Here is a 20,913-nt window from a genome sequence, read left to right as displayed (position 1 = left end):
GGAGCATTGTCGAAACGGATCGTAGAAATCCTGGACGTGCCCTGCTCATCCCCACACCAACTCGATCTCGCTTGCTCGAAGCAACTCGGAATCCAGGACGTTGGGAATTCGTCTTGCAGTGCTCGTCGGGCTCCATGCGATCTGGGTTCTGGCAGCGAGCGCTTCGCATGTCCCACTTCGTTGTCCTGATCTTCAATGGTGGAAGCAGCAGATCATCTTCCCCGGGAGGAGGTCCTTCGCTTCTGCAAACGGCACTGTCCACTGGCCGGCTCGGGGGCACACTTGGGCAATCCTAGCTTCTAAATCTGGGTATAAATCTAAAGCATGGTGGTGATGGTAGAGCCAGATTTCGTGGAGAAATGTATTATCTGTTTGTTTTTAAAGGGATTTATGAGCCTGAAACCCCCTGTATAGAGGGCCCTCGGCCTGGGGGGGAACCTGTGGATAGTTTTCAGCGCTGAGCAAAAGGGCTTTTTTATCCACAGATTGCCCATACCTTGTGTATAAGTCATACATGCCTCCTGTGGACAGTGTGGAACTAGCGTCCTGGATTTCTTGAAATCTGTGGAACCCTCCAAGGCATCGGATCGCAGATTTGAAGGAATCGGCGGGGTCATCCGTCGGAACCACCCGCGAGGTGTCCCGCGATGGCCCTGCAGTGCTCATGAAATCGGCGAAATCTGAGGGCCTGGACTCTGGAACCCCGCGCAGATTTGAAGAAATTTCGGGCCGTTCCTGCCCGGAACGGGCGCGTCACCCGCATTCCACGTGGAACGCGTCCATCGATGGGTGCAGAAGCTGCACCTTCGGCTCGACCGGCCTGCCAGCGCGCCCGGCTTGACCGATGCAGTAAGCTGATGGATTCCCTGCCCCTCTACCGCCTCGTGCGGATGGTCTTTCGCGCCCCATGCAGATCCGCCGCCTCGCCTTGCATCAACTGCGTCGCTTCAGTGCGGTGGACCTGTCGCCCCAGCCAGGATTGAACCTGCTGACCGGCGACAACGGTGCCGGCAAGACCAGCGTGCTCGAAGCCCTGCACCTGATGGCCTATGGGCGCAGCTTCCGTGGTCGAGTGCGCGACGGTCTGGTGCGTCAGGGCCAGGAAGCGCTGGAAATCTTCGTGGAATGGGACGAACAGCGTGCCAATCAGCCGCCGCACCGCCGAAAAGCCGGGCTGCGCCACAGTGGCCAGGACTGGAAGGGGCGATTGGACGGCGAAGATGTCGCGCAGCTGGGTAATCTCTGCGCAGCACTGGCCGTGGTGACGTTCGAGCCCGGGAGCCATGCACTGGTCAGTGGTGGTGGCGAACCCCGCCGCCGCTTCCTCGATTGGGGCTTGTTCCACGTGGAACCGGATTTTCTGTCCTTGTGGCGCCGCTACTCCCGGGCGCTGAAGCAGCGCAACGCCCTGCTCAAGCAGGGCGGGCCGTCGCGGATGCTCGATACCTGGGATCACGAGCTGGCCGAGGCCGGAGAACCGCTGACCAGCCGCCGCCAGCACTACCTGGAGCGTCTGCAGCAGCGCACTGTGGCTTTGGCCGCCAGCCTGGCGCCGCAACTGGGCATCCACGGACTGGACCTGAGTCCTGGATGGCGGCGGCATGAGCTCCCATTGGCCGATGCCTTGCTTCTGGCCCGGGAACGTGACCGGCAGGCCGGGTATACCTCGGTCGGCCCGCACCGGGCGGACTGGAGTGTGGATTTCCACAGCATTCCGGGGCGTGATGCACTGTCCCGCGGCCAGGCCAAGCTGACGGCATTGGCGTGCCTGCTGGCACAGGCCGAGGACTATGCGGAACAGCGCGGCGAATGGCCGGTGATCGCGCTGGATGATCTGGCTTCGGAACTGGATCGCACCCACCAGGCGCGGGTATTGGAGCGCCTGCTCAATGGCCCGGCACAGATCTTCATCACCGCCACCGAAACCCCGGCGGCGCTGCAGGAACTGACCCACATCGCCCGGTTCCACGTGGAACATGCACAGATCGTGGCTGTGCCATAGTGGGCACACCAGGGCCGCTCGACCCCGGCTGGTATAATTCGGGTTGGAATCCTTTCATTCTCGGCGCATCGCCCCAAGCGGTGGCCGACCTGCGGAGCCTACGGCAAGCGCAATGAGCGACGAACAGAACACCCCGGCAAACAACGGCAATTACGACGCCAACAGCATTACCGCCCTGGAAGGCCTGGAGGCTGTCCGCAAGCGTCCAGGCATGTACATCGGCGACGTGCATGACGGTACCGGTCTGCACCACATGGTGTTCGAGGTCGTCGACAACTCGATCGACGAAGCGCTGGCCGGCCACGCCGACCATGTTGCAGTGACGATCCACGCCGACGGCTCGGTCTCGGTGTCCGACAACGGCCGCGGCATTCCGACCGGCAAGCACGAGCAGATGAGCGCCAAGCTCGGCCGCGAAGTGTCTGCGGCCGAAGTGGTCATGACCGTCCTGCACGCGGGCGGCAAGTTCGACGACAACAGCTACAAGGTTTCGGGCGGCCTGCACGGCGTCGGCGTCAGCGTGGTCAACGCGCTGTCGCAGAAGCTGCTGGTGGACGTGTTCCAGAACGGCTCCCATTACCAGCAGGAATTCAGCAACGGCGCAGCCGTGACCGCGCTGGCCAAGCTGGAAGCCACCACCAAGCGTGGCACCACCGTGCGTTTCTGGCCGTCCACCGTCGCCTTCCACGACAACGTGGAGTTCCACTACGACATCCTGGCCCGCCGCCTGCGCGAGCTATCGTTCCTGAACTCCGGCGTCAAGATCGTCCTTGCCGACGAGCGTGGTGATGGCCGTCGCGATGATTTCCACTACGAGGGCGGCATCCGCAGCTTCGTGGAGCATCTGGCCCAGCTGAAGACTCCGCTGCACCCGAACGTCATCTCGGTCACCGGCGAGCACAACGGCATCGTGGTGGACGTGGCGCTGCAGTGGACCGACTCCTATCAGGAGACGATGTACTGCTTCACCAACAACATTCCGCAGAAGGACGGCGGTACCCACCTGGCCGGTTTCCGCGGTGCGTTGACCCGGGTGCTCAACAACTACATCGAGCAGAACGGCATCGCCAAGCAGGCCAAGATCAACCTGACCGGCGACGACATGCGCGAAGGCATGATCGCGGTGCTGTCGGTGAAGGTGCCGGACCCGAGCTTCTCCAGCCAGACCAAGGAAAAGCTGGTCAGCTCCGACGTGCGTCCGGCGGTGGAAAATGCCTTCGGTGCGCGCCTGGAAGAGTTCCTGCAGGAAAACCCGAACGAAGCCAAGGCGATCGCCGGCAAGATCGTCGATGCCGCCCGTGCACGTGAAGCTGCGCGCAAGGCCCGCGACCTGACCCGCCGCAAGGGTGCGCTGGATATCGCTGGCCTGCCGGGCAAGCTGGCCGACTGCCAGGAAAAGGATCCGGCACTGTCCGAACTGTTCATCGTCGAGGGTGACTCGGCAGGTGGCTCGGCCAAGCAGGGCCGCAACCGCAAGAACCAGGCGGTGCTGCCGCTGCGCGGCAAGATCCTCAACGTGGAACGCGCGCGCTTCGACCGCATGCTGTCCTCCGACCAGGTCGGTACGCTGATCACCGCGCTGGGCACCGGCATCGGCCGTGACGAGTACAACCCGGACAAGCTGCGGTACCACAAGATCATCATCATGACCGACGCCGACGTCGACGGCGCCCACATCCGCACCCTGCTGCTGACGTTCTTCTACCGTCAGATGCCGGAGCTGATCGAGCGCGGTTACGTCTACATCGGCCTGCCGCCGCTGTACAAGATCAAGCAGGGCAAGCAGGAGCTGTACCTGAAGGACGACCCGGCGCTGGACAGCTACCTGGCCAGCAGCGCAGTGGAAAACGCTGCACTGGTGCCGGCCACCGGCGAGCCCGGCATCGAAGGCCTTGCGCTGGAGAAGCTGCTGCTGGCCTACGCGGCCGCGCTGGATTCGATCGAGCGCAACGCACATCGCTACGACCGCAACCTGCTTGAAGCGCTGGTCGATTTCGTACCGATGGACCTGGAAAGCCTGCGCGCTGCCGGTGAAGGCGAGGGCCTGGATGCACTGGCCAAGCGCCTCAACCAGGGCAGCCTGGGCAGCCCGCGCTTCACGCTGGAACTGCAGGAAGCCAACGACGAGCGCCCGGCCGCTGTGCTGGTGACCCGTCGCCACATGGGTGAACAGCACATCCAGGTGCTGCCGATGTCGGCCTTCGAAAGCGGCGAACTGCGCGCAATCCACCAGGCATCGAAGCTGCTGCACGGTCTGGTCCGCGAAGGCGCGACCATTTCCCGCGGTGCCAAGTCGATCGAAGTCGACAGCTTTGCCAAGGCACAGAACTGGCTGCTCGAGGAGGCCAAGCGCGGCCGCCAGATCCAGCGATTCAAGGGCCTGGGTGAAATGAATCCGGAGCAGCTGTGGGACACCACGGTGAATCCGGAAACCCGTCGACTGCTGCAGGTGCGCATCGAAGACGCTGTCGCTGCTGACCAGATCTTCAGCACGCTGATGGGCGATGTCGTCGAACCGCGTCGCGACTTCATCGAAGACAACGCGCTGAAGGTCGCAAACCTGGATATCTGACACAATCGGGACACGGCCGGTGCGCGGGGAGGCGCGCCGGCCTTCGACTCTTGAACACAGGTACCTGATGTCCGCATCCGCCCCGGTTTCCGCTCCGCCCCCGGTTCCGCCGGCTTCTGCCGCGCCGCGTGCCGTTTCGCCGTTGGCGGGGTTCTTCATCGACCTGGGTATCGCCGCCGTCACTCTGTTCGGCCTGAGCCTGATCAGCGGCCTGCTGTGGGGCCTGTACCGTGGCGTGGTGGTCGGTTACGCGAACGCACAGGCCGGCGCTGGCGCACCCGAGGCCAGTTCGGTAGCGGCGTCACTGGGCCAGCCCGGCGCGCTTGCGCAGATTCTCATGGCGCTGTTTGCCACCGGCGGCGCCGCGCTGCTGCTGTACTTCTGGCGACGTCCGGCCAACACGGCCGAGCGCCACGCGTCGCGCCAGGCGCTGCGCCGTCCCTCCACCTGGGGCTGGACCCTGCTGGTGGCGACCCTGATCGTGCTCGGCAGCAATGGCATCGCCTTCCTGGCCAAGCAGTTCGGTATCGAGCCGGTTCCCACCAACCTGGCGCTGATGCAGAGCGCGATCGCGCGCTTCCCCTTGTTCCTGGTGCTGTTCGCGGTGGTACTGGCACCGGCCTACGAGGAGCTGCTGTTCCGCCGCGTGCTGTTTGGCCGCCTGTGGAAGGCCGGGCGTCCGTGGCTGGGCGTGGTACTGAGCAGCCTTGCTTTTGCCCTCATCCATGAAATCCCTGGCACCAGCGCCAACGGCCCGGCCGAGATCGCGCAGCTGTGGCTGGTCTATGGCGGCATGGGTGCTGCGTTCTGCTGGTTATACCAGCGCACCGGTACGCTCTGGGCCGCGATCGCCGCGCACGCGCTGAACAACGGTGTGGCGCTTGCCGCACTTGTGTTCTTCGGGGCAACGTAACGCCGTGTCCGCTTGACGAAAGATTAAGCCGCTACGCTACACACTGCGCATATGAACACGGGGGGGGATCCATGAAACAACTGCTGCTGGCCCTTGTCATCACCACCCTGGTCAGCGCCTGCGCGACCACGACCTCCCCTACCGGCCGCCGGCAGATGGTGGGCGGGGTGTCGCAGGCGCAGCTGGATCAGCTCGGCGCTCAGGCGTTCGCCGAAACCAAGCAGAAGGAAAAGATCAGCACCGATGGCCGCCAGAACGGTTACGTGCAGTGCGTGGTCAATGCCCTGGTCGCGCAGTTGCCGCCTCAATACCGTGGCGTACGGTGGGAGACGGCGGTGTTCGTCGACAAGGAGCCCAACGCCTTCGCCCTGCCCGGCGGCAAGGTCGGCGTGAACACTGGCATCTTCACCGTCGCCAAGAACCAGGATCAGCTGGCTGCCGTAATCGGCCATGAAATCGGCCACGTCATCGCCCGCCACCACGAGGAGCGCATCACCCGGCAGATGGGCGCGCAGACCGGGCTGGCCGTGCTCGGTGCGCTGGCCGGCGCGGCCTACGGCGAAGGCGCTGCCAGCACCGTCAACCAGCTTGGTGGCATGGGCGCGCAGACCGCCTTCCTGCTGCCCGGTTCACGCACCCAGGAAAGCGAGGCCGACGTGATCGGCCAGCGATTGATGGCCCAGGCCGGCTTCAACCCGGCGCAGGCGGTCGACCTGTGGCAGAACATGATGGCTGCCAGTGGCGGTCGCAGCCCACAATGGCTGTCCACCCACCCCGACCCAGCCAACCGGATCCAGGAACTGCGACGCGATGCACCGGCTCTGACGCCGGTCTATCAGCAGGCGCAGGCGGCCGGGCTGCGGCCAAAGTGCGGATGAGTGCGCATTTCTATGCTGTATTGCAGCACATAAAACGATTTCTCACGCCATCTGTTTCTGATACGTTTGGCGGCTCAGATTTTTCTGACAGTCCGACTTTGCCGCTAACCGGCGGTTCGATCGAGGTGAACGATGATTTTCCGTAACCACAAAGCTGTGCTTTCCGTCCTCGTCGCGACCGCCCTGACCGGCGCCGTGGTCACCGATGCCTTCGCGCAGTCCTCGCGTTCCTCCGAGCGTGGCAACCGCGGCGGCAAGCAGGCCAAGGCCGAAGCGCTGTACCCGAACGCGACCCGCGAGGAGCCGACCGTCAAGGCATCGGCCAAGCTGGGCAGCAAGCTGCAGAAGATGATCGACAGCTACAACAAGGAAAAGTTCCCGGAGACGCGCACGCAGGCCGACGCGATCCTCGCTGACAGCGCCGCGAACGAGTACGACAAGTCGCTGGCCGCGCAGCTGGCCTCGCAGGCCGCCTACCAGACCGACGACACGCCGGCTGCCGTTGCCTACCTGAAGCAGGTCCTGCAGTTCAACGGCCTGGACAACAACGGCCACTTCCAGTCGATGCTGATGCTGGGCCAGCTGCAGCTGCAGGAAGACCAGACCGCCGAAGGCCTGGCGACCCTGGACAAGTACTTCGCCGAGAGCAAGTCGACCAAGCCGGAAGAACTGATCGCCAAGGGCCAGGCGCTGTACCAGCTGGAGCGCTACCAGGAAGCGATCCCGGTGCTCAAGCAGGCCATCGCCGGTGCCACCGAACCGAAGGACAACTGGAACCAGCTGCTGATGGCGGCCCTCGCCGAAGCCGGCCAGTCCGGCGAAGCGGTGAAGGAAGCCGAGGCCCTGGCCGCCAAGAACCCGAACGACAAGAAGGCCCAGCTGAACCTGGCCAGCATGTACATGCAGGCCGACCAGATGGAAAAGGCTGCCGCGGTGATGGACAAGCTGCGCAGCAGCGGCCAGCTCACCGAAGAGCGCGAGTACAAGCAGCTGTACTCGATCTATGCCAACACCGAACACAAGGAAAAGGACGTCATCGCGGTCATCAACGAAGGGTTGCAGAAGGGCATCCTGAAGCCGGATTACCAGGTCTACCTGGCGCTGGCCCAGTCCTACTACTACTCCGACCAGGTGCCGCAGGCGATCGATGCGTGGCAGAAGGCTGCCCCGCTGTCCAAGGACGGTGAGACCTACCTGAACCTGGCACGCGTCCTGCATGCCGAAGGTCGCATCCCGGAGGCCAAGCAGGCCGCCCAGCAGGCGCTGGCGAAGGGTGTGAAGAACCAGGCTGATGCCAAAAAAATCATCAACCTGAAGTAAGTAGGAATAACGCCTGAATGCCTGCACAGTTGATGCGCAGGCGCTCAGGATTGGTATAAGCTTGGAGGTTCCTGCGGTGTCATGCACCGCTGATCAGGGATTCCGCCCCCGGCATCCCGGCCCCACTATTGAGCTCTTGGCGCATGACGGAACAACTAGTCGTTCACCGGTACGAACAACCCGATGACAAGGGGCTGAGCTGGCCTCGCATCGTCGGCATCGCGTTTGTAATTGCCCTGCATCTGGCCGCGTTCATGATGCTCCTGATCCCCGCCGTGGCTCCCAAGGCCGTGGCTGAGAAGGAGCGCAACGTCATGGTGACGATCGTCGACGCCCCGCCGCCGCCGCCCCCGCCGCCGCCGCCGCCGCCGCCGACCGATACTCCGCCGCCGCCGGTGAAGAATCTGTCGCCGCCGAAGCCGTCGCCGGTCCCGCCGCCGCCGCAGGCGCCGGTCGTGGACGTGCCGGAACCGCGCCCGAACGACATCGTCACCCCGCCGTCGCCTCCGGCGCCGCCGGCACCGCCGACCTCGATCGAGGCCAGCGTGGACATCTCGTCGAAGGCCATGAATCCGCCGCGCTACCCGCCGGCAGCCTTCCGCGCGGGTATCCAGGGCGAAGTGATCCTGATCATTGATGTCGATGCCAGCGGCAACGTCACCAATGTCACGGTGGAAAAGTCCAGCCGTAACCGCGACCTGGACCGTGCTGCGATGGAAGCGGCTCGCAAGTGGCGCTTCAACGCCGCTGAAGCAGGCGGTAAGAAGACGGCAGGTCGCGTTCGCGTTCCGGTCAACTTTGCGCTGAACTGATGCGCCCGGGTGGCCGCCGGCCACCCCCGCTCCCGGTTCGATTGTTTAGCTTAGCTACACCCTTTATCACCACACACAACAAAGGTAAGCGTCATGCTGCAGGAAATTTTCATCGCCGCTGCTGCCGGGGGCAATCCGTCCAACGCCCTGTCGCAGATGGGCTTCGAGCACCTGATCCACGAAATGACCACCAAGCCGGGTGATTTCGCGGTTTCCTGGGTCGTGCTGCTGACCCTGGTCGTCATGTCGGCCATGTCTTGGTACTGGACCGTCATCAACATCTTCCGTGCTACCCGCCTGAAGAGCGCCGCCGATCGCGTCGTCAGCCTGTTCTGGGACACCCCGAACGCGCAGGACGCCATCCGTGCGATGGAAGAACAGCCGGCTTCCGAGCCGTTCTCGAAGATCGCCCTGGACGCTGCCCAGGCGGCTGCCCACCACCAGCGCGCTGAAGGCGGCGCCACCGGCGGCGTGGGTGAGAACCTGAGCCGTTCGGAGTTCGTCGACCGCGCCCTGCGTCAGGCCGTGACCCGCGAAAGCAACAAGCTGCAGTCGGGCATGACCCTGCTGGCCACCGTCGGTGCAACCGCTCCGTTCGTCGGTCTGCTGGGTACCGTGTGGGGCATCTACGGCGCGCTGATCAAGATCGGTGCCACCGGCTCCGCTTCGATCGACGCCGTTGCCGGCCCGGTGGGTGAAGCGCTGATCATGACCGCGATCGGTCTGTTCGTCGCGATCCCGGCCGTGTTCGCCTTCAACTTCTTCAGCAAGATCAACAGCGCGACCATCAGCAAGTTCGATACCTTCGCGCACGACCTGCACGACTTCTTCGCCACCGGCTCGCGCGTCCGCTAATTGCGGCGCGCGTCACCCAGCGACGAACGTAAGTAGTCACCAAGATCTAGACGGAGCCCGTTATGGCTTTCAGTAGTGGTAACAGCGGCGGCCCCATGGCCGACATCAACGTTACGCCCCTCGTGGACGTGATGCTGGTGCTGCTGATCATCTTCATCATCACGGCGCCCCTGATGTCCCACAAGGTCAAGGTGGATCTGCCGGAAGCCAACCTGATCCAGAAGCCGGAAGACGCTGAAAAGCGTTCCGGACCGATCACCCTGGCAGTCAAGGAAGACGGCTCGATCTACTGGAACGACGAAGAAATCAACAAGCAGACTCTCGAGTCGCGCTTGGCGACCGCCGCCCAGCAGACCCCGCAGCCGCCGCTGAACCTGCGTGGTGACCGCACCACCAAGATGCGTGTCATCAACGACCTGACCAAGGTCGCGCAGGAGCAGGGCATGCTTGACGTCGGCTTCGTCGCGACCAAAGAAAAGGGGCAATAAGCCATGGCATTCAGTAGTGGTGGTGGCAAGGGCCCCATGGCAGACATCAACGTCACGCCCCTCGTGGACGTGATGCTGGTTCTGCTGATCATCTTCATCGTGACCGCGCCGATCATGACGTACCCGATCGCCGTGGACCTGCCGCAGCGCGTGCTCAACCCACCGCCGCAGCTGGTCGAACCGCCGCCGCCGATCGAACTGAAGATCGACGCCAGCAACCAGGTCTCGTGGAACAACAGCCCGATCAATACCAGCGAGCTGCAGCAGCGGATGGAGCAGGAGGTCCAGCGTGACCCGACCAACCAGCCGGAACTGCGCATCGACGCCAGCCCGGATTCCGAGTACGACGTGATGGCCAAGGTTCTGGCCGCCGCGAAGAACGCTCAGATGAAGAAGATCGGTTTTGTGCAGCAGTAATCGCTACACCGCAACACAACAGTCATGACGCGACTGCAGACGCCCCTGGAGACAGGGGCGTCTTTTTTTATGCCCGCGGGGGCTCGTCGGGGTCAGCTCCCTTTCGCGCAGGAAGGGATCTGACCCCATCAGGTTGCACGCGCCGCTATGATCGGCGGATGCTCGCCCTCTTCGACTCCCTGCGCCACTGGCTCGACGGCATCGCCCACCTCGGCACGATCCTGGCGGTAGCCTATCTGCTGTACCTGCTCGCGCTGACCGGCTGGATCATGCTGCAGAAGCGTGAGCCGGTGGCCACGCTGAGCTGGATCCTGTCGCTGGCGCTGCTGCCCTACCTGGGTCTCTTCATCTATTACCTGCTGGGCCCGCAGAAGGTGAAGCGGCAGCGCCTGCGCCGTGGCCGCGCGCGGTCGGGCATGGAGCACTACAGCGACGTCTGCCCACCCGACGCCGACTGCACCGAGCTGGCCAAGATCGCCCAGGCCACGACCGGGCTTGCGCCGAGCAGCGCCACCGAAGTGACCTGGCTGGTGGACGGCGCGGCGACCTACGCGGCGCTGCTTGAGGCCGTCGCACAGGCACGCGACCACGTGCATCTGGAGTACTACATCTTCAACCCGGACCATGCCGGAACCGCCCTGCGTGACGCGCTGGTGGAACGTGCACAGGCCGGCGTGCAGGTGCGCCTGCTGCTCGATGCCGTAGGCTCTTCCGCCCTGCCCCGCCGCTTCCTGCAGCCGCTGCTCGACGCCGGTGGCGAAGCGATCTGGTTCCACCCACGGCAGCTGCTGAAGCCGTTCAAGCGCCCGTGGTTGAACCTGCGTACCCACCGCAAGCTGGTGATCGTCGATGGGCGCCTCGCCTTCACCGGTGGCATCAACATCACCGACGACGAGGACGAAAGCCGCAGGGCGGATGCCTACCGCGACCTGCACATGCGCATCCGCGGCCACGTGGTGCGCAGCCTGCAGCTGGTGTTTGCCGAGGACTGGCTCTACGCAAGTGGGCAGGATCCCTCGCGCATGGACATCGCCCGTCTGTGGCCGGCCGACATGCCGCTGCGCGGCGATGCTGCGATCAACGCCCAGGTGCTGGTCTCCGGTCCGGACTCGGGCTGGGAAACGATCCATCGCCTGCACGTGGCGGCGATCCAGGAAGCGCATGAGCGTGTCTGGCTGGTCACGCCCTACTTCGTGCCGGGCGAAGCGGCGCGGATGGCGTTGACCTCGGCCGCGCTGGGCGGCCTGGACGTGCGCCTGCTGGTGCCGAAGATGAGCGATTCCTGGTTCGTCACCCAGGCCGCCCGCTCCTACTTCGACGAGCTGCTGCATGCCGGGGTGAAGATCTACGAGTACGGCCCGCGCATGCTGCATACCAAGGCCTTCATCGCCGATGACGACGTCTGCATCGTTGGCAGTGCCAACTTCGATCACCGCAGCTTCCGGCTGAACTTCGAGCTGTCGATGATGATCAGCGACCGTGACCGGGTGGCTGCCCTGGCCGAACTGCTGCAGGGCGAATTCGACCGTTCCACGCGGGTGCACGACCAGGCCGGCCGTTCGCTGTGGCTGCACCGCCTGCCCGAGGCCTTTGCCCGGCTGGCCTCGCCGCTGCTGTAACGCAGCGCTACACTGCGGCGATCACCCGGGGGAGCCCGACTATGTATTGGTTGTACCTGCTGCTGGCGCTGGGCTGCTTCGCCTTCGCCCTGAAGACCCCCAGCCCCGGGCTGATGACCCTCTGCCTGCTGGCCGCCCTGGCCTTCCTGCTGGCCTGGGTGCGGGGCCGATACGTCGCCCGCTTCGGCGACCTGCAGCGCGACCCCGCCACCCTGGTCGACGCCGAGGAGCTGCGCCGCCTGCGCGAGCAGGCCCAGGCACGTCGCAGCGCCGCCCCCGATGAGCATGATCCGTCCCCTCTTTCCAAGTAGTTCCGTTCCATGACCCAGCTCAGCGTCAACGTCAACAAGATCGCCGTCCTGCGCAATTCGCGCGGCGGCGCCGAACCGGACGTGGTGCGCGCCGCCCAGGCCTGCCTGGATGCCGGCGCGCATGGCATCACCGTGCATCCGCGACCGGACCGCCGCCATATCACCGCCGAGGACGTGCTTGCGCTGTCCACACTGACCCGCGCGCGCGGTGTCGAGTTCAACATCGAAGGCAACCCGTTCGCGCCGCCGCGCGAGGGCTACCCGGGGCTGCTGCCGCTGTGCGAACAGACCCGCCCGGCGCAGGCCACGCTGGTGCCGGATGGCGATGGGCAGATCACGTCCGATCATGGTTTCGACTTCGAGCGTGATGGCGAGCGGCTGCGACCATTGGTAGCCGAACTGAAGGCGATGGGTTGCCGGGTCAGCCTGTTTGTCGACGCCGGTAATCCGCTGCTCGAGCGGGCGGCCGAAGTCGGCGCCGATCGCATCGAGCTGTACACCGGCCCCTACGCCGAAGCGCACGCCGCTGGCGATGCCGAGGCGATGCTGGCGCTGTTCGCCACCGCCGCACGCCGCGCACAGGCGGTTGGGCTGGGCGTCAATGCCGGCCACGACCTGTCGCAGGACAACCTGCGTGACTTCCTGGCGCACGTGCCGGACGTGCTGGAAGTGTCCATCGGCCACGCGCTGATCGGCGAAGCGCTGTATGACGGGCTGGATGCCACGGTGCGGGGCTATCTGGCGCTGCTGTGACCGATGGGTGCAGCCGAGCATGGGCTCGGCTCTATAAGGCACCCGCATCCACTGTAGAGCCGAGCCCACGCTCGGCTCAGGCTTGCCCTGAACCCTTCAGGCGGCCGTCGCAGCCACTGAGACAGGCGCGGCGTACCCTGCGGGCATGGGTATCGCGATCAAGGGCCGAGGTTCCACGTCCCACCTTGCCGGGCGCTTTGAAAGCACCGTCAGCGAGGCGGTGGACGACGGCTGGGCGGTCGACGAGAGCGAGGAGTTCCTTGCCCCGCGCCTGCGCACCGAAGTGCGCGCCGAAACCGCGCGCAGCATCATCACCCGCAACAACTCGCCCGACGTCGGCTTCAGTCAATCGGTGAATCCCTACCGCGGTTGCGAGCACGGTATCAATACCCCCTGATTGTTCACTAGATAAATACTTATATATCAGCAGCTTGGGTAAGAATTAGTAAACACATTGCTATCGGCACCATCCCCCACGTAGTGCCGGCCAACGCGCCCATCCTGGAGATGTTGGCCAACCTTCGTGGTCTGCAAAGAATGTTAGAGCCCTGCGGCGCGCAGCAGGGCCGACATCGAGGTACCCATGCCTTTAGCAACTCGCTCCAAGGTAGCGAGAGTGAGGTTCTTTTCGCCACGCTCGATCTTGCTGTAGTAGGCGCGGTGCATCTGGATGTGGTCAGCAAAGGCTTCTTGGCTGACACCCAGATCAATACGATGCGCGCGGATCACATCTGCAAGTTTCGCTTGGTTCGTATGCTCGACCATGCGAAGCAGCTTGTGGTTCCAGTACTTTAAAGACTACGCCTCTAAAGGTAGTCTACTTATAAGTACTAATTGCATCTCCCATGAACTTTTACCTCGTATGTCCGGAACTGGAGTTCACTCTTGAGCTTCCCTTTTCTCCCATGGGCAGGGAGCAAGTCGCTATGCAAATGCGTCGAATGCAAGAAGAGGAGGGGCAAGCAAGGGGCTTTGAGTACCGCCTGGCAGAAGAGCTCTCAAAGCTCATCCCCCAGCTAACGGATTGGGACATCAAGCCGCCCACGGGTGCACAGATGGCATACGCGACTTCGCTCTGCGCACAGTTGGGCATTCCACTGCCTGCAGCCACACGTCGATCGCGGGCATTGATGCAGATCTTTCTGGCGGAAGCCAAGGCGCTCCATGGCCAACGCAGCTGACAAAGGCCTTGCCAGCCGAAGCTGTGGATAAGCCTGGGCAGAACCTACTCGCCAAATGACCGTATGGCCTACAGCTAACTGAATTTCACGGTGTTGCGGCGCCTGTGGTTAGCAATAATACTAACGGCCCGACCTTCCCAAGTTGTCGCCATGGAACAGGATGCTCGAAAGGCCCAAGTTCCTCTCAAAGGTAGAGGGGCCGCATCGCGTGTCCCAAGCCGTTTCGATACCACTGCAACAGTGGGAGTCGACGACGGCTGGGAGTCGGTCTACCAGGAGATGGAAGACGCGCCACGGCTGAGAACTCAGGTGCAGGAAGAGCGAGCGCGCACAGTGATCAGCCACAACTCATCCCCTGACGTTGGCTTTAGCGCGTCGGTCAACCCGTACCGCGGCTGCGAGCATGGCTGTGTTTACTGTTTTGCTCGCCCTTCTCACTCCTACTTGAGCCTCTCACCAGGCTTAGACTTCGAGACGCGCCTGTTTGCAAAGACAAATGCCCCGGAGCGCCTCAGAGCAGAAATTAGCAAGTCGAACTACAAGTGCACCCCGATTGCGTTGGGGATAAACACAGACGGCTATCAGCCGATTGAAAGGAATTACCAAATTACACGCCAATGCCTTGAGGTGCTTGCTGATGCCAAGCATCCGGTGAGCTTCGTCACCAAGAGTGCCTTGATCACCAGGGACGTCGAACTGCTGGCGTCGATGGCCAAGGATCGGTTGGTTACGGTCTACTTCTCGGTCACCACGCTCGACAGGAAGCTATCTGCAAAACTGGAACCACGAGCTGCTGCGCCCCACGCAAGGCTGCGAGCAATGAATCAGCTGCAGGAGGCAGGAGTACCGGTAGGGGTTTTGATCGCGCCGGTCATTCCCATGATCACCGACCATGACCTAGAAGCCATCCTTGAGGCTGCTCACGAACACGGCGCTCGGGCAGCAGGCTACGTGCTTCTCAGGCTACCCAACGAGATTAAGGACATTTGGAGAGAATGGCTCGAGCTGCACTATCCGGACCGCGCTGCGCATGTGCTTAGCTTGATGCGACAGATGCATGGTGGAAAGGAGTATGACGCCAGCTTTGGCACCAGGATGTCCGGAACTGGCCCTGTAGCGGACTTGATCCGGAAGCGCTTTGAAAAGAAGCATCGTGAGCTCGGTTTCACTAGACTGCCAGCGCTGGCCACTCATCTTTTTCAACCTCCCCAAGAAAAGTCGCCACAGGGGCAACTTTTCTAGCCGAACGGAAAAAGAGGCTAGCATCAGTACAAAGCTATGGATGCAGTCCGAGCGGCGCCTACAGGGACAGGGCGTCCTAGGTTTCTGAGCACTGATACCATCTCCCCGAAAACGAAATAGCATCTCCTCCGCAGCGAGCTTAGACGGCTTTCCAAACATATTTGGTTATCCCGCTTCCTCATGAAAAGGACCCGCGTATGCCCAAGCAAGTGAGAGGTCTATCAGTCTACCGAAGTACGATTGAGCGGCTGCCACAGTTTCGTCTTCTTAGCGGCCCACTCACAGAACACCAAGCGGCGATGCTGGGATTCGACCACCTTCCGCTCGCAGGCGCTTCCATTGTGCCAAGCGCCGAAGGACCCGCGACGTTATTCAATGCCCGAGGCAAAGAGATCATCCGAAAGGACCTACCGATGGTCACCAAGTCTCGATTAATCAATACCTCGTGGAAGGACTGGCACGGGCACACTCACCATGGTACTCAGACAAGATCCTATGAGACCTATCCCAGGGAGTACGTTGCACCACCTGGTGAATTCCTCACTGCTGTAGATACAGACAGTGGTATCGCAATGGCTACTAGGATCATTGACCGGACGGAGCCAGAAGAGAGCATTGCAAACCTCCTCAACATCTATCTGGAATGCTTCCAAGACTTCGAAATCGTTGACCCGGACCTCGCGGTGCCGGTCAGGGTCGAGAAGATCAACTGGCGCATTCTCCCTCCGGGGAAGTTCCCGTTCGATAGAGCGATGCAGGAATTGGATAGCTATCTGAAGCAGTTGCCCGACAGCGACCGCGCAGTCGCTAAGCAGCGCATCCGGACCATCACTCGTCACGAGCCCGACTTCATGGCAGTCGGACTAGGCGGTTTCAGTGAGTACATCGTTTTTGGGTTCACGGGACGGAATCGATACGTGTTCGAGAGTCCCGAGTCAGGCAATGCCACTTACATCTTCAGGAACGAGTGGGAGGAGGTGTCTCAGCTCACCAAACGCCAGATCCTTCAAGAGCAGCTGCAGGAGACCAGGATCATCCACACCTCGCGTTGGCCCGTAGAGGTCTCAGAAGCAATCCAACGGAAGTGAAGTGGTTGGGCAAAGTTTCAGAGGGGCGTAGCCCGAACCGGTACCATGTCCCACGCCATGGATAGCTACCTACCGATGCGTTTACTCATGCTTAGAAGCTTAGATAGGAACTCCCAATGAAGCCAACCATCCTGGCACTGGACCTCGAAGGTACGCTCATCTCCAACGCAGTCAGTCAGATTCCTCGCCCTGGGCTTCACCGGTTCCTAGAGGATGTCCGATCACAGTTCGAGGAACTTGTACTGTTCACTACGGTTCCCGAGGCACTTGCAAGAAGAATTGCCGGACTCCTGGCTAGGGAAGGCAGTGTTCCGGCATGGTTTGTCGAACTTCGATACATCCACTGGTCTGGAAGGACAAAGGATCTTTCCTATGTCTCCCCCCGCGTGGGTGAAGCCCTTCTCTTGGATGACCATGGCCCCTATGTGCATGATGGGCAGGAGAAACTGTGGGTCGAGATCCCGCTGTTCGGCTCCCCGTACTCGTCAGACGATGACGGGTTGCAGATCGCAGCTGAACGCCTGACTGATCGCATCATGGAACTGCAGAGTGCATCCAACCTGGGCCACATGATCGCCGATCATGGCTGAGCAGCGCGTTGTCTCGATGGCTCGTTGAAAGAGCGCGCATGCAGCGGCCGTCCTCTCGCACATTCGGCACAGTTAGGGATCAGCACGCGGGCAGCACTCGAGAAATTCTTTGATACCGTCGCTCCGGAGAACCCGGAGGCGGCCAACCAAATGTTGCCAGCAATCAAAAGTGGTGCAGTGGCGTTGCGGCAACCTTACCTTTGCCGGCAGCAATTGAATCGGTAGCTCCAGGCGCACCCACTGCCCAACCAACACGCTTCCCTAAAGAACGCGCAGTAGCAACCGCGGAGTCTCCCAATTGGTGATGTCAACTCACTGCCAGCCTTGGGTAGCCATTGACCGCGCGCTATCGATTGCCGCGCCGAGCAGACACGAACATTGGTACTGAAGGAGCGAATCCAGCCTGCGCGACGAACGAGCCCACCTCTCTATTGCGCACTTCCCCCGTACCAGCGAGCAGGCCTTCCTTCATACCGAGCGTACCAGTAGGGTCACGATCACGCGTAAATATATGAATCAAAAGAAGTAAAAAGTTGGCATGATTCTCATTTCAGTTGTTAAAGTACCGTAAGGCTCACAGCAAAAAAAACTTTCCGCATACCTGATAGCTTTCGGCGCCATGGCCTATGACGTCGAAATATGCACCGCACGTACAATCGCTTCGGAAGCGACAGGAATCACGCGTGCGCGAGGCGTACCCTTACCCGAGGGCTTCTGCTTTTTGGTCAGCAGGTTTGATGGAACAATCGTTCAGCCCGCTTTTGAGTTCTTTGCAGATGCCCATCTAACGCTCGGTCCAAAGCCAAAGCTTGCCTGCAGCAAGAACACAACCGCAGCTATCGCGGCTGACCTCACCGACTTCCATCACTTTCTTGACGCAAGAAAAAAGCTCGTTTCCGACGTAGATGAGGATCTCCTCAGATCCTATGCGGACACCTTGACTGACCTGGACTCTGCGGTGACCTTGGATAAGCTCGCCGCCGCGACTATTCATCGAAGATGGTCGACCGTGACCAAGCTAATCGCATTCTGCGTGAAGCGGGGATACCTGAGGAAGGCACCAGCGCTGCTGAGCAAGCAGACGAAGCGAGGAACTGTTCAAGTTCTCGACGTTGGCGTCGATCTTCCCGGGCTGAACGACGCTGACGAACTCATCACTGCGCTCCATCCCGAGACCGTCGTCGGTATTCTTGACGAACTAGGTCCCAAACCTGTGCTCGAGCGAAATGGTCTGATTGAACTGGCATACGCGACCACGGCGCAGCGATTGATGGCTGAGCTTTGCTATCAAGCAGGACTGAGGCGGGCGGAAGTGTGCGATCTCAAAGCGAACACCATCCTTCAGGCCCGTACGGAAGGGCGCGATCCTCTCACTGCAGTCGCCATCCCCGTCCTCGGGAAAGGTGACAAGAAGCGCAATGTTCCCGTTCCAGTCTGGCTACTCAACGCATTGAAGCGCTATGCCAAAGGTGTTCGGCAGCGCCTCGTTGACCTACGACTGGAATACCACAAGCTCGAGGATCACGGCGTCCTATTCGTCCTCGACGCAAACAACCGCAAGCATGCGGGCAATCCGATAACCCCGCAGATCTTCGACCGGCATTTCGCCCAGGCCAAGGACAGGCTGCTCAAACGGCTCTCCAAAGAGCGTGACCTGGCTCGCTACGAATCCACGCAGCGCGAGCGAATAACCATTCACGCCCTTCGACACACCTTCGCCTTGTACACGTACATGGAGAAGCGCGCAAACGGTGACATGGATGCGATCAAGTATGTTCAGTCGGTACTGGGACACAGTCTCAGGGATACGACTGAGTCCATCTACCTGCGAAGCGCGAACGCATTCGAGAGCGAAACCAGGGAATCGATCAGGCTGCACCTTGAAGGTCAACCCTTTATGCGAATGGACGTCGAGGCCTGACGAGTTGGAGCTCACACAGCTCCACGGCCGGCATACGCACCACTCCTCGCATGTGACCGACTCACCATATCAAATCAGATTGAACACGGATTGGAGCGTTACGTGGCAGGAAGAAGGTCCGCCCACCTGCGGCACGCCGTAGTAGTTGAGGAAAAGGTGGGCAACACAAAGAAATGGGATGTACGCGAGAGCGCTGGTCGCCTGGAAGTCGCGTTCAGGCGCGCCGGAGACCTGCGCGACAACATCGTCAATCTCAGCCGGTGGAAGGGCATAGGTGCAGCGGCACCGCTCTTCGCCGAGGCGTTCTGCCGAGCTAACAAGAACAGCAGGGAGACGACTAGATCCTCTTCAGCTAACAACATCGTAAGTGGCCTGGTGCAGTACCTAACCGCAAAAGGGGTAAAGATAAGCGGCCCAGACGACACTCCGATGAATCTCGGCGAGTCATTTCTAACGTATCTGAAAGGTAGGGATACCACGCACCCGACAGCTCTCTCGGTGCAGACCCAGCGCCACTATTACGGGACATTCAAGAAGGTCATTCTTGCGCTGCACGAGATGGATCCACGGTGGAAGGTGATCCGTATTCCGCCAAAGCCATTCGCAGGACTGCCACGGAAGAGCAAGCCGAAAGAGCTGGACCGTGCGGCTTGGGCCAACGTCATGAAGGCAGCTGTCGAAGAATGCATATCGACGATGGATGAAGTGTGGCCACTTCTAGATAGGGTTCACAGTGCCCTCGCTCAGAAGAAGAAGGGCGACGCTGTATCGCTAAGCGACCCGGCAGAGGCAATTGCTCAAATCTTGGCAAACTTTGACGGTCATCTTCCTCGCCAAGGCGCGGTTCACAAGCTCCCAGGCGTAGGAAAGATCAGCGAAAGCGAGTACTTCCGTCTGAGGAGACTAGCGCACCCCATCGGCGGCGATCTGATCCCATTCTTTCTCGTACTAGCCATGCACTCGGGCTTCAACGAGCAGCCACTTAGAACACTAACCCTGAATGGCATATCGGAGCACTACCCGCTTGGACAAAAGCGAACGGTGATCAAGTCCTCCAAGCGCAGGGCTGGAAGTTCCGCTCAGGGCGCGACACAGCGAGCAGCCTTCCCCGCTAGCGATCACCCGCTAGCGCCGGAAAGATTGATCAGTTTCGTCATTGCTTGGACCAAACGAATCAGAGACTACGCTGCTGGTGAGCTTGCCAATGACTTCTTCCTCCACGCAGTTTCCGAAGGCGGGCGGCACAAGCGCCGAGGAATGCACATCGACTCCTACTCAGCCAGAACCGACGACGTGACCACGCGGGTGACCGGTTACATCACGTTGTTCTGCAAACGAAGGGGGCTTAAGTACTCTGGCTCCCAAGCAAACAGGCTTGCGTTCTCCGAAGCGGTTGATGGGCTGACCGACGGCGACGTCTTCGAGCTCCGAGCAATGCTAGGCCATCGGCTACTGTCAACTGGTCAAGACAGTTACCAGACAACCACGATGCAGCGTCGGCAAAAGGAGCAGCTGGCGGGAGCCATGACCGCACAGGAGCGCTGGGTGACTTCAAATGGAAAGATCGACACACGTTCCGCCCGAAGTGACCGCGAGCAAACGGCAGCCACGCAGGGCTTCTGCTGTGCAGATCCATTCCAAAGTCCTCAACCAGGGCAGCGCCATGGAAAGCTCTGCACCAGCTATGGATCCTGTCCTGCATGCCCGCTCGCCGCAGCTGATCCAAATGAAGCCTACGCGCTCGCGCGCTTTCTTCAACTGCAGGAGCTATACGAAGAAGCCAGGGCAGAGCTCGGCAGCGAGATCTGGAGGCGAAAGTTCGAGAATGCCTACCTCGCTCTCCGCGATTCATGGATCCCAGCAGTGAGCACAACTGCGAATCAACGATCAGCGGCGATGATCATGCTGACGACCCTGCCCGGACTTGAATAGCTGGGCGCTAACGCCAGTA

General features: G+C 61.5%; 19 protein-coding genes and 1 pseudogene. 19 read left to right on the top strand and 1 reads right to left on the bottom strand.

Annotation, left to right across the window (positions count from 1 at the left end; translation table 11 throughout):
• Positions 1-907 precede the first annotated feature (907 nt).
• The 13 genes and pseudogenes from recF to N5D45_RS09040 form a co-directional block, all read left to right on the top strand.
• Positions 908-2,002: a DNA replication/repair protein RecF gene (recF, locus tag N5D45_RS09100; protein WP_134959427.1), complete on the top strand. Its 1,095-nt coding sequence runs from the start codon at positions 908-910 to the stop codon at positions 2,000-2,002.
• A 112-nt stretch (positions 2,003-2,114) separates the two neighbouring features.
• Positions 2,115-4,574 carry a DNA topoisomerase (ATP-hydrolyzing) subunit B gene (gene gyrB, locus N5D45_RS09095; protein ID WP_010487426.1) on the top strand — a complete coding sequence of 820 codons (2,460 nt, stop codon included), beginning with the start codon at positions 2,115-2,117 and terminating at the stop codon, positions 4,572-4,574.
• A gap of 67 nt (positions 4,575-4,641) precedes the next feature.
• Positions 4,642-5,487: a CPBP family intramembrane glutamic endopeptidase gene (locus N5D45_RS09090; protein ID WP_010487423.1), complete on the top strand. Its 846-nt coding sequence runs from the start codon at positions 4,642-4,644 to the stop codon at positions 5,485-5,487.
• A 71-nt stretch (positions 5,488-5,558) separates the two neighbouring features.
• The gene (locus N5D45_RS09085) at positions 5,559-6,365 is read left to right on the top strand and encodes a M48 family metallopeptidase (RefSeq protein ID WP_010487422.1); all 807 of its coding nucleotides are present in this window, start codon (positions 5,559-5,561) and stop codon (positions 6,363-6,365) included.
• Positions 6,366-6,497: 132 nt separating this feature from the next.
• A complete protein-coding gene (locus N5D45_RS09080) occupies positions 6,498-7,685 on the top strand; it encodes a tetratricopeptide repeat protein (RefSeq protein WP_010487420.1) in 1,188 nt (395 codons plus the stop codon).
• 254 nt (positions 7,686-7,939) lie between these two features.
• Positions 7,940-8,497, top strand: coding sequence for an energy transducer TonB (locus N5D45_RS09075; RefSeq protein WP_026346893.1), 558 nt, complete (start codon positions 7,940-7,942; stop codon positions 8,495-8,497).
• Between the two features lie 93 nt (positions 8,498-8,590).
• Positions 8,591-9,352 (top strand): TonB-system energizer ExbB, encoded by a 762-nt coding sequence (gene exbB, locus N5D45_RS09070; protein WP_004132614.1) that lies wholly within the window; start codon positions 8,591-8,593, stop codon positions 9,350-9,352.
• A gap of 62 nt (positions 9,353-9,414) precedes the next feature.
• On the top strand, positions 9,415-9,840 hold the full coding sequence (locus N5D45_RS09065; protein ID WP_005411739.1) for a biopolymer transporter ExbD: 426 nt from the start codon (positions 9,415-9,417) through the stop codon (positions 9,838-9,840).
• Positions 9,841-9,843: 3 nt separating this feature from the next.
• On the top strand, positions 9,844-10,257 hold the full coding sequence (locus N5D45_RS09060; RefSeq protein WP_005411740.1) for a biopolymer transporter ExbD: 414 nt from the start codon (positions 9,844-9,846) through the stop codon (positions 10,255-10,257).
• Positions 10,258-10,415: 158 nt separating this feature from the next.
• Positions 10,416-11,876, top strand: a complete 1,461-nt coding sequence (gene cls, locus N5D45_RS09055) for a cardiolipin synthase (protein WP_279938791.1) — start codon at positions 10,416-10,418, stop codon at positions 11,874-11,876.
• A 41-nt stretch (positions 11,877-11,917) separates the two neighbouring features.
• Positions 11,918-12,187, top strand: a complete 270-nt coding sequence (locus N5D45_RS09050) for a hypothetical protein (RefSeq protein ID WP_279938790.1) — start codon at positions 11,918-11,920, stop codon at positions 12,185-12,187.
• Between the two features lie 9 nt (positions 12,188-12,196).
• On the top strand, positions 12,197-12,940 hold the full coding sequence (locus N5D45_RS09045) for a pyridoxine 5'-phosphate synthase (protein WP_197650262.1): 744 nt from the start codon (positions 12,197-12,199) through the stop codon (positions 12,938-12,940).
• 145 nt (positions 12,941-13,085) lie between these two features.
• A pseudogene (locus N5D45_RS09040) lies at positions 13,086-13,322 on the top strand (radical SAM protein); the annotation flags it as partial.
• A gap of 158 nt (positions 13,323-13,480) precedes the next feature.
• Here N5D45_RS09040 and N5D45_RS09035 read toward each other — a convergent pair.
• Entirely contained in the window at positions 13,481-13,705 is a 225-nt protein-coding gene (locus N5D45_RS09035; RefSeq protein ID WP_012478633.1) for a helix-turn-helix transcriptional regulator, read from the bottom strand.
• An 80-nt stretch (positions 13,706-13,785) separates the two neighbouring features.
• Between N5D45_RS09035 and N5D45_RS09030 the strand changes: the two genes are divergently transcribed.
• The 6 genes from N5D45_RS09030 to N5D45_RS09005 all read left to right on the top strand — a co-directional run bounded on the left by N5D45_RS09030 (position 13,786) and on the right by N5D45_RS09005 (position 20,894).
• A complete protein-coding gene (locus tag N5D45_RS09030; protein ID WP_012478634.1) occupies positions 13,786-14,121 on the top strand; it encodes a hypothetical protein in 336 nt (111 codons plus the stop codon).
• Between the two features lie 150 nt (positions 14,122-14,271).
• Positions 14,272-15,363: a PA0069 family radical SAM protein gene (locus N5D45_RS09025; RefSeq protein ID WP_279938789.1), complete on the top strand. Its 1,092-nt coding sequence runs from the start codon at positions 14,272-14,274 to the stop codon at positions 15,361-15,363.
• A gap of 413 nt (positions 15,364-15,776) precedes the next feature.
• Positions 15,777-16,451 (top strand): hypothetical protein, encoded by a 675-nt coding sequence (locus N5D45_RS09020; protein WP_279938788.1) that lies wholly within the window; start codon positions 15,777-15,779, stop codon positions 16,449-16,451.
• A gap of 116 nt (positions 16,452-16,567) precedes the next feature.
• Positions 16,568-17,041, top strand: a complete 474-nt coding sequence (locus N5D45_RS09015) for an NIF family HAD-type phosphatase (RefSeq protein WP_279938787.1) — start codon at positions 16,568-16,570, stop codon at positions 17,039-17,041.
• Positions 17,042-17,660: 619 nt separating this feature from the next.
• Positions 17,661-18,962 (top strand): tyrosine-type recombinase/integrase, encoded by a 1,302-nt coding sequence (locus tag N5D45_RS09010; RefSeq protein ID WP_279938786.1) that lies wholly within the window; start codon positions 17,661-17,663, stop codon positions 18,960-18,962.
• A gap of 90 nt (positions 18,963-19,052) precedes the next feature.
• Positions 19,053-20,894 (top strand): hypothetical protein, encoded by a 1,842-nt coding sequence (locus N5D45_RS09005; protein ID WP_279938785.1) that lies wholly within the window; start codon positions 19,053-19,055, stop codon positions 20,892-20,894.
• Positions 20,895-20,913 lie beyond the last annotated feature (19 nt).

This window comes from Stenotrophomonas sp. GD03819 (assembly GCF_029841665.1).
Lineage (GTDB): Bacteria > Pseudomonadota > Gammaproteobacteria > Xanthomonadales > Xanthomonadaceae > Stenotrophomonas > Stenotrophomonas geniculata.
The sequence above is the reverse complement of the archived record's forward strand: the minus strand, read 5'-3'. Positions and strand labels throughout refer to the sequence as shown.

What these genes read in the sequence shown, in the direction of transcription:
- gyrB (WP_010487426.1), top strand. Translation starts at nt 2,115, where the DNA reads ATGAGCGACGAACAGAACACCCCGGCAAACAACGGCAATTACGACGCC.
- N5D45_RS09060 (WP_005411740.1), top strand. Translation starts at nt 9,844, where the DNA reads ATGGCATTCAGTAGTGGTGGTGGCAAGGGCCCCATGGCAGACATCAAC.
- N5D45_RS09050 (WP_279938790.1), top strand. Translation starts at nt 11,918, where the DNA reads ATGTATTGGTTGTACCTGCTGCTGGCGCTGGGCTGCTTCGCCTTCGCC.
- N5D45_RS09035 (WP_012478633.1), bottom strand. Translation starts at nt 13,705, where the DNA reads ATGGTCGAGCATACGAACCAAGCGAAACTTGCAGATGTGATCCGCGCG.
- N5D45_RS09085 (WP_010487422.1), top strand. Translation starts at nt 5,559, where the DNA reads ATGAAACAACTGCTGCTGGCCCTTGTCATCACCACCCTGGTCAGCGCC.
- N5D45_RS09080 (WP_010487420.1), top strand. Translation starts at nt 6,498, where the DNA reads ATGATTTTCCGTAACCACAAAGCTGTGCTTTCCGTCCTCGTCGCGACC.
- N5D45_RS09025 (WP_279938789.1), top strand. Translation starts at nt 14,272, where the DNA reads ATGGAACAGGATGCTCGAAAGGCCCAAGTTCCTCTCAAAGGTAGAGGG.
- N5D45_RS09090 (WP_010487423.1), top strand. Translation starts at nt 4,642, where the DNA reads ATGTCCGCATCCGCCCCGGTTTCCGCTCCGCCCCCGGTTCCGCCGGCT.
- N5D45_RS09020 (WP_279938788.1), top strand. Translation starts at nt 15,777, where the DNA reads ATGGTCACCAAGTCTCGATTAATCAATACCTCGTGGAAGGACTGGCAC.
- recF (WP_134959427.1), top strand. Translation starts at nt 908, where the DNA reads ATGCAGATCCGCCGCCTCGCCTTGCATCAACTGCGTCGCTTCAGTGCG.
- cls (WP_279938791.1), top strand. Translation starts at nt 10,416, where the DNA reads ATGCTCGCCCTCTTCGACTCCCTGCGCCACTGGCTCGACGGCATCGCC.
- N5D45_RS09065 (WP_005411739.1), top strand. Translation starts at nt 9,415, where the DNA reads ATGGCTTTCAGTAGTGGTAACAGCGGCGGCCCCATGGCCGACATCAAC.
- N5D45_RS09010 (WP_279938786.1), top strand. Translation starts at nt 17,661, where the DNA reads ATGGCCTATGACGTCGAAATATGCACCGCACGTACAATCGCTTCGGAA.
- N5D45_RS09045 (WP_197650262.1), top strand. Translation starts at nt 12,197, where the DNA reads ATGACCCAGCTCAGCGTCAACGTCAACAAGATCGCCGTCCTGCGCAAT.
- N5D45_RS09030 (WP_012478634.1), top strand. Translation starts at nt 13,786, where the DNA reads ATGAACTTTTACCTCGTATGTCCGGAACTGGAGTTCACTCTTGAGCTT.
- N5D45_RS09075 (WP_026346893.1), top strand. Translation starts at nt 7,940, where the DNA reads ATGATGCTCCTGATCCCCGCCGTGGCTCCCAAGGCCGTGGCTGAGAAG.
- exbB (WP_004132614.1), top strand. Translation starts at nt 8,591, where the DNA reads ATGCTGCAGGAAATTTTCATCGCCGCTGCTGCCGGGGGCAATCCGTCC.
- N5D45_RS09015 (WP_279938787.1), top strand. Translation starts at nt 16,568, where the DNA reads ATGAAGCCAACCATCCTGGCACTGGACCTCGAAGGTACGCTCATCTCC.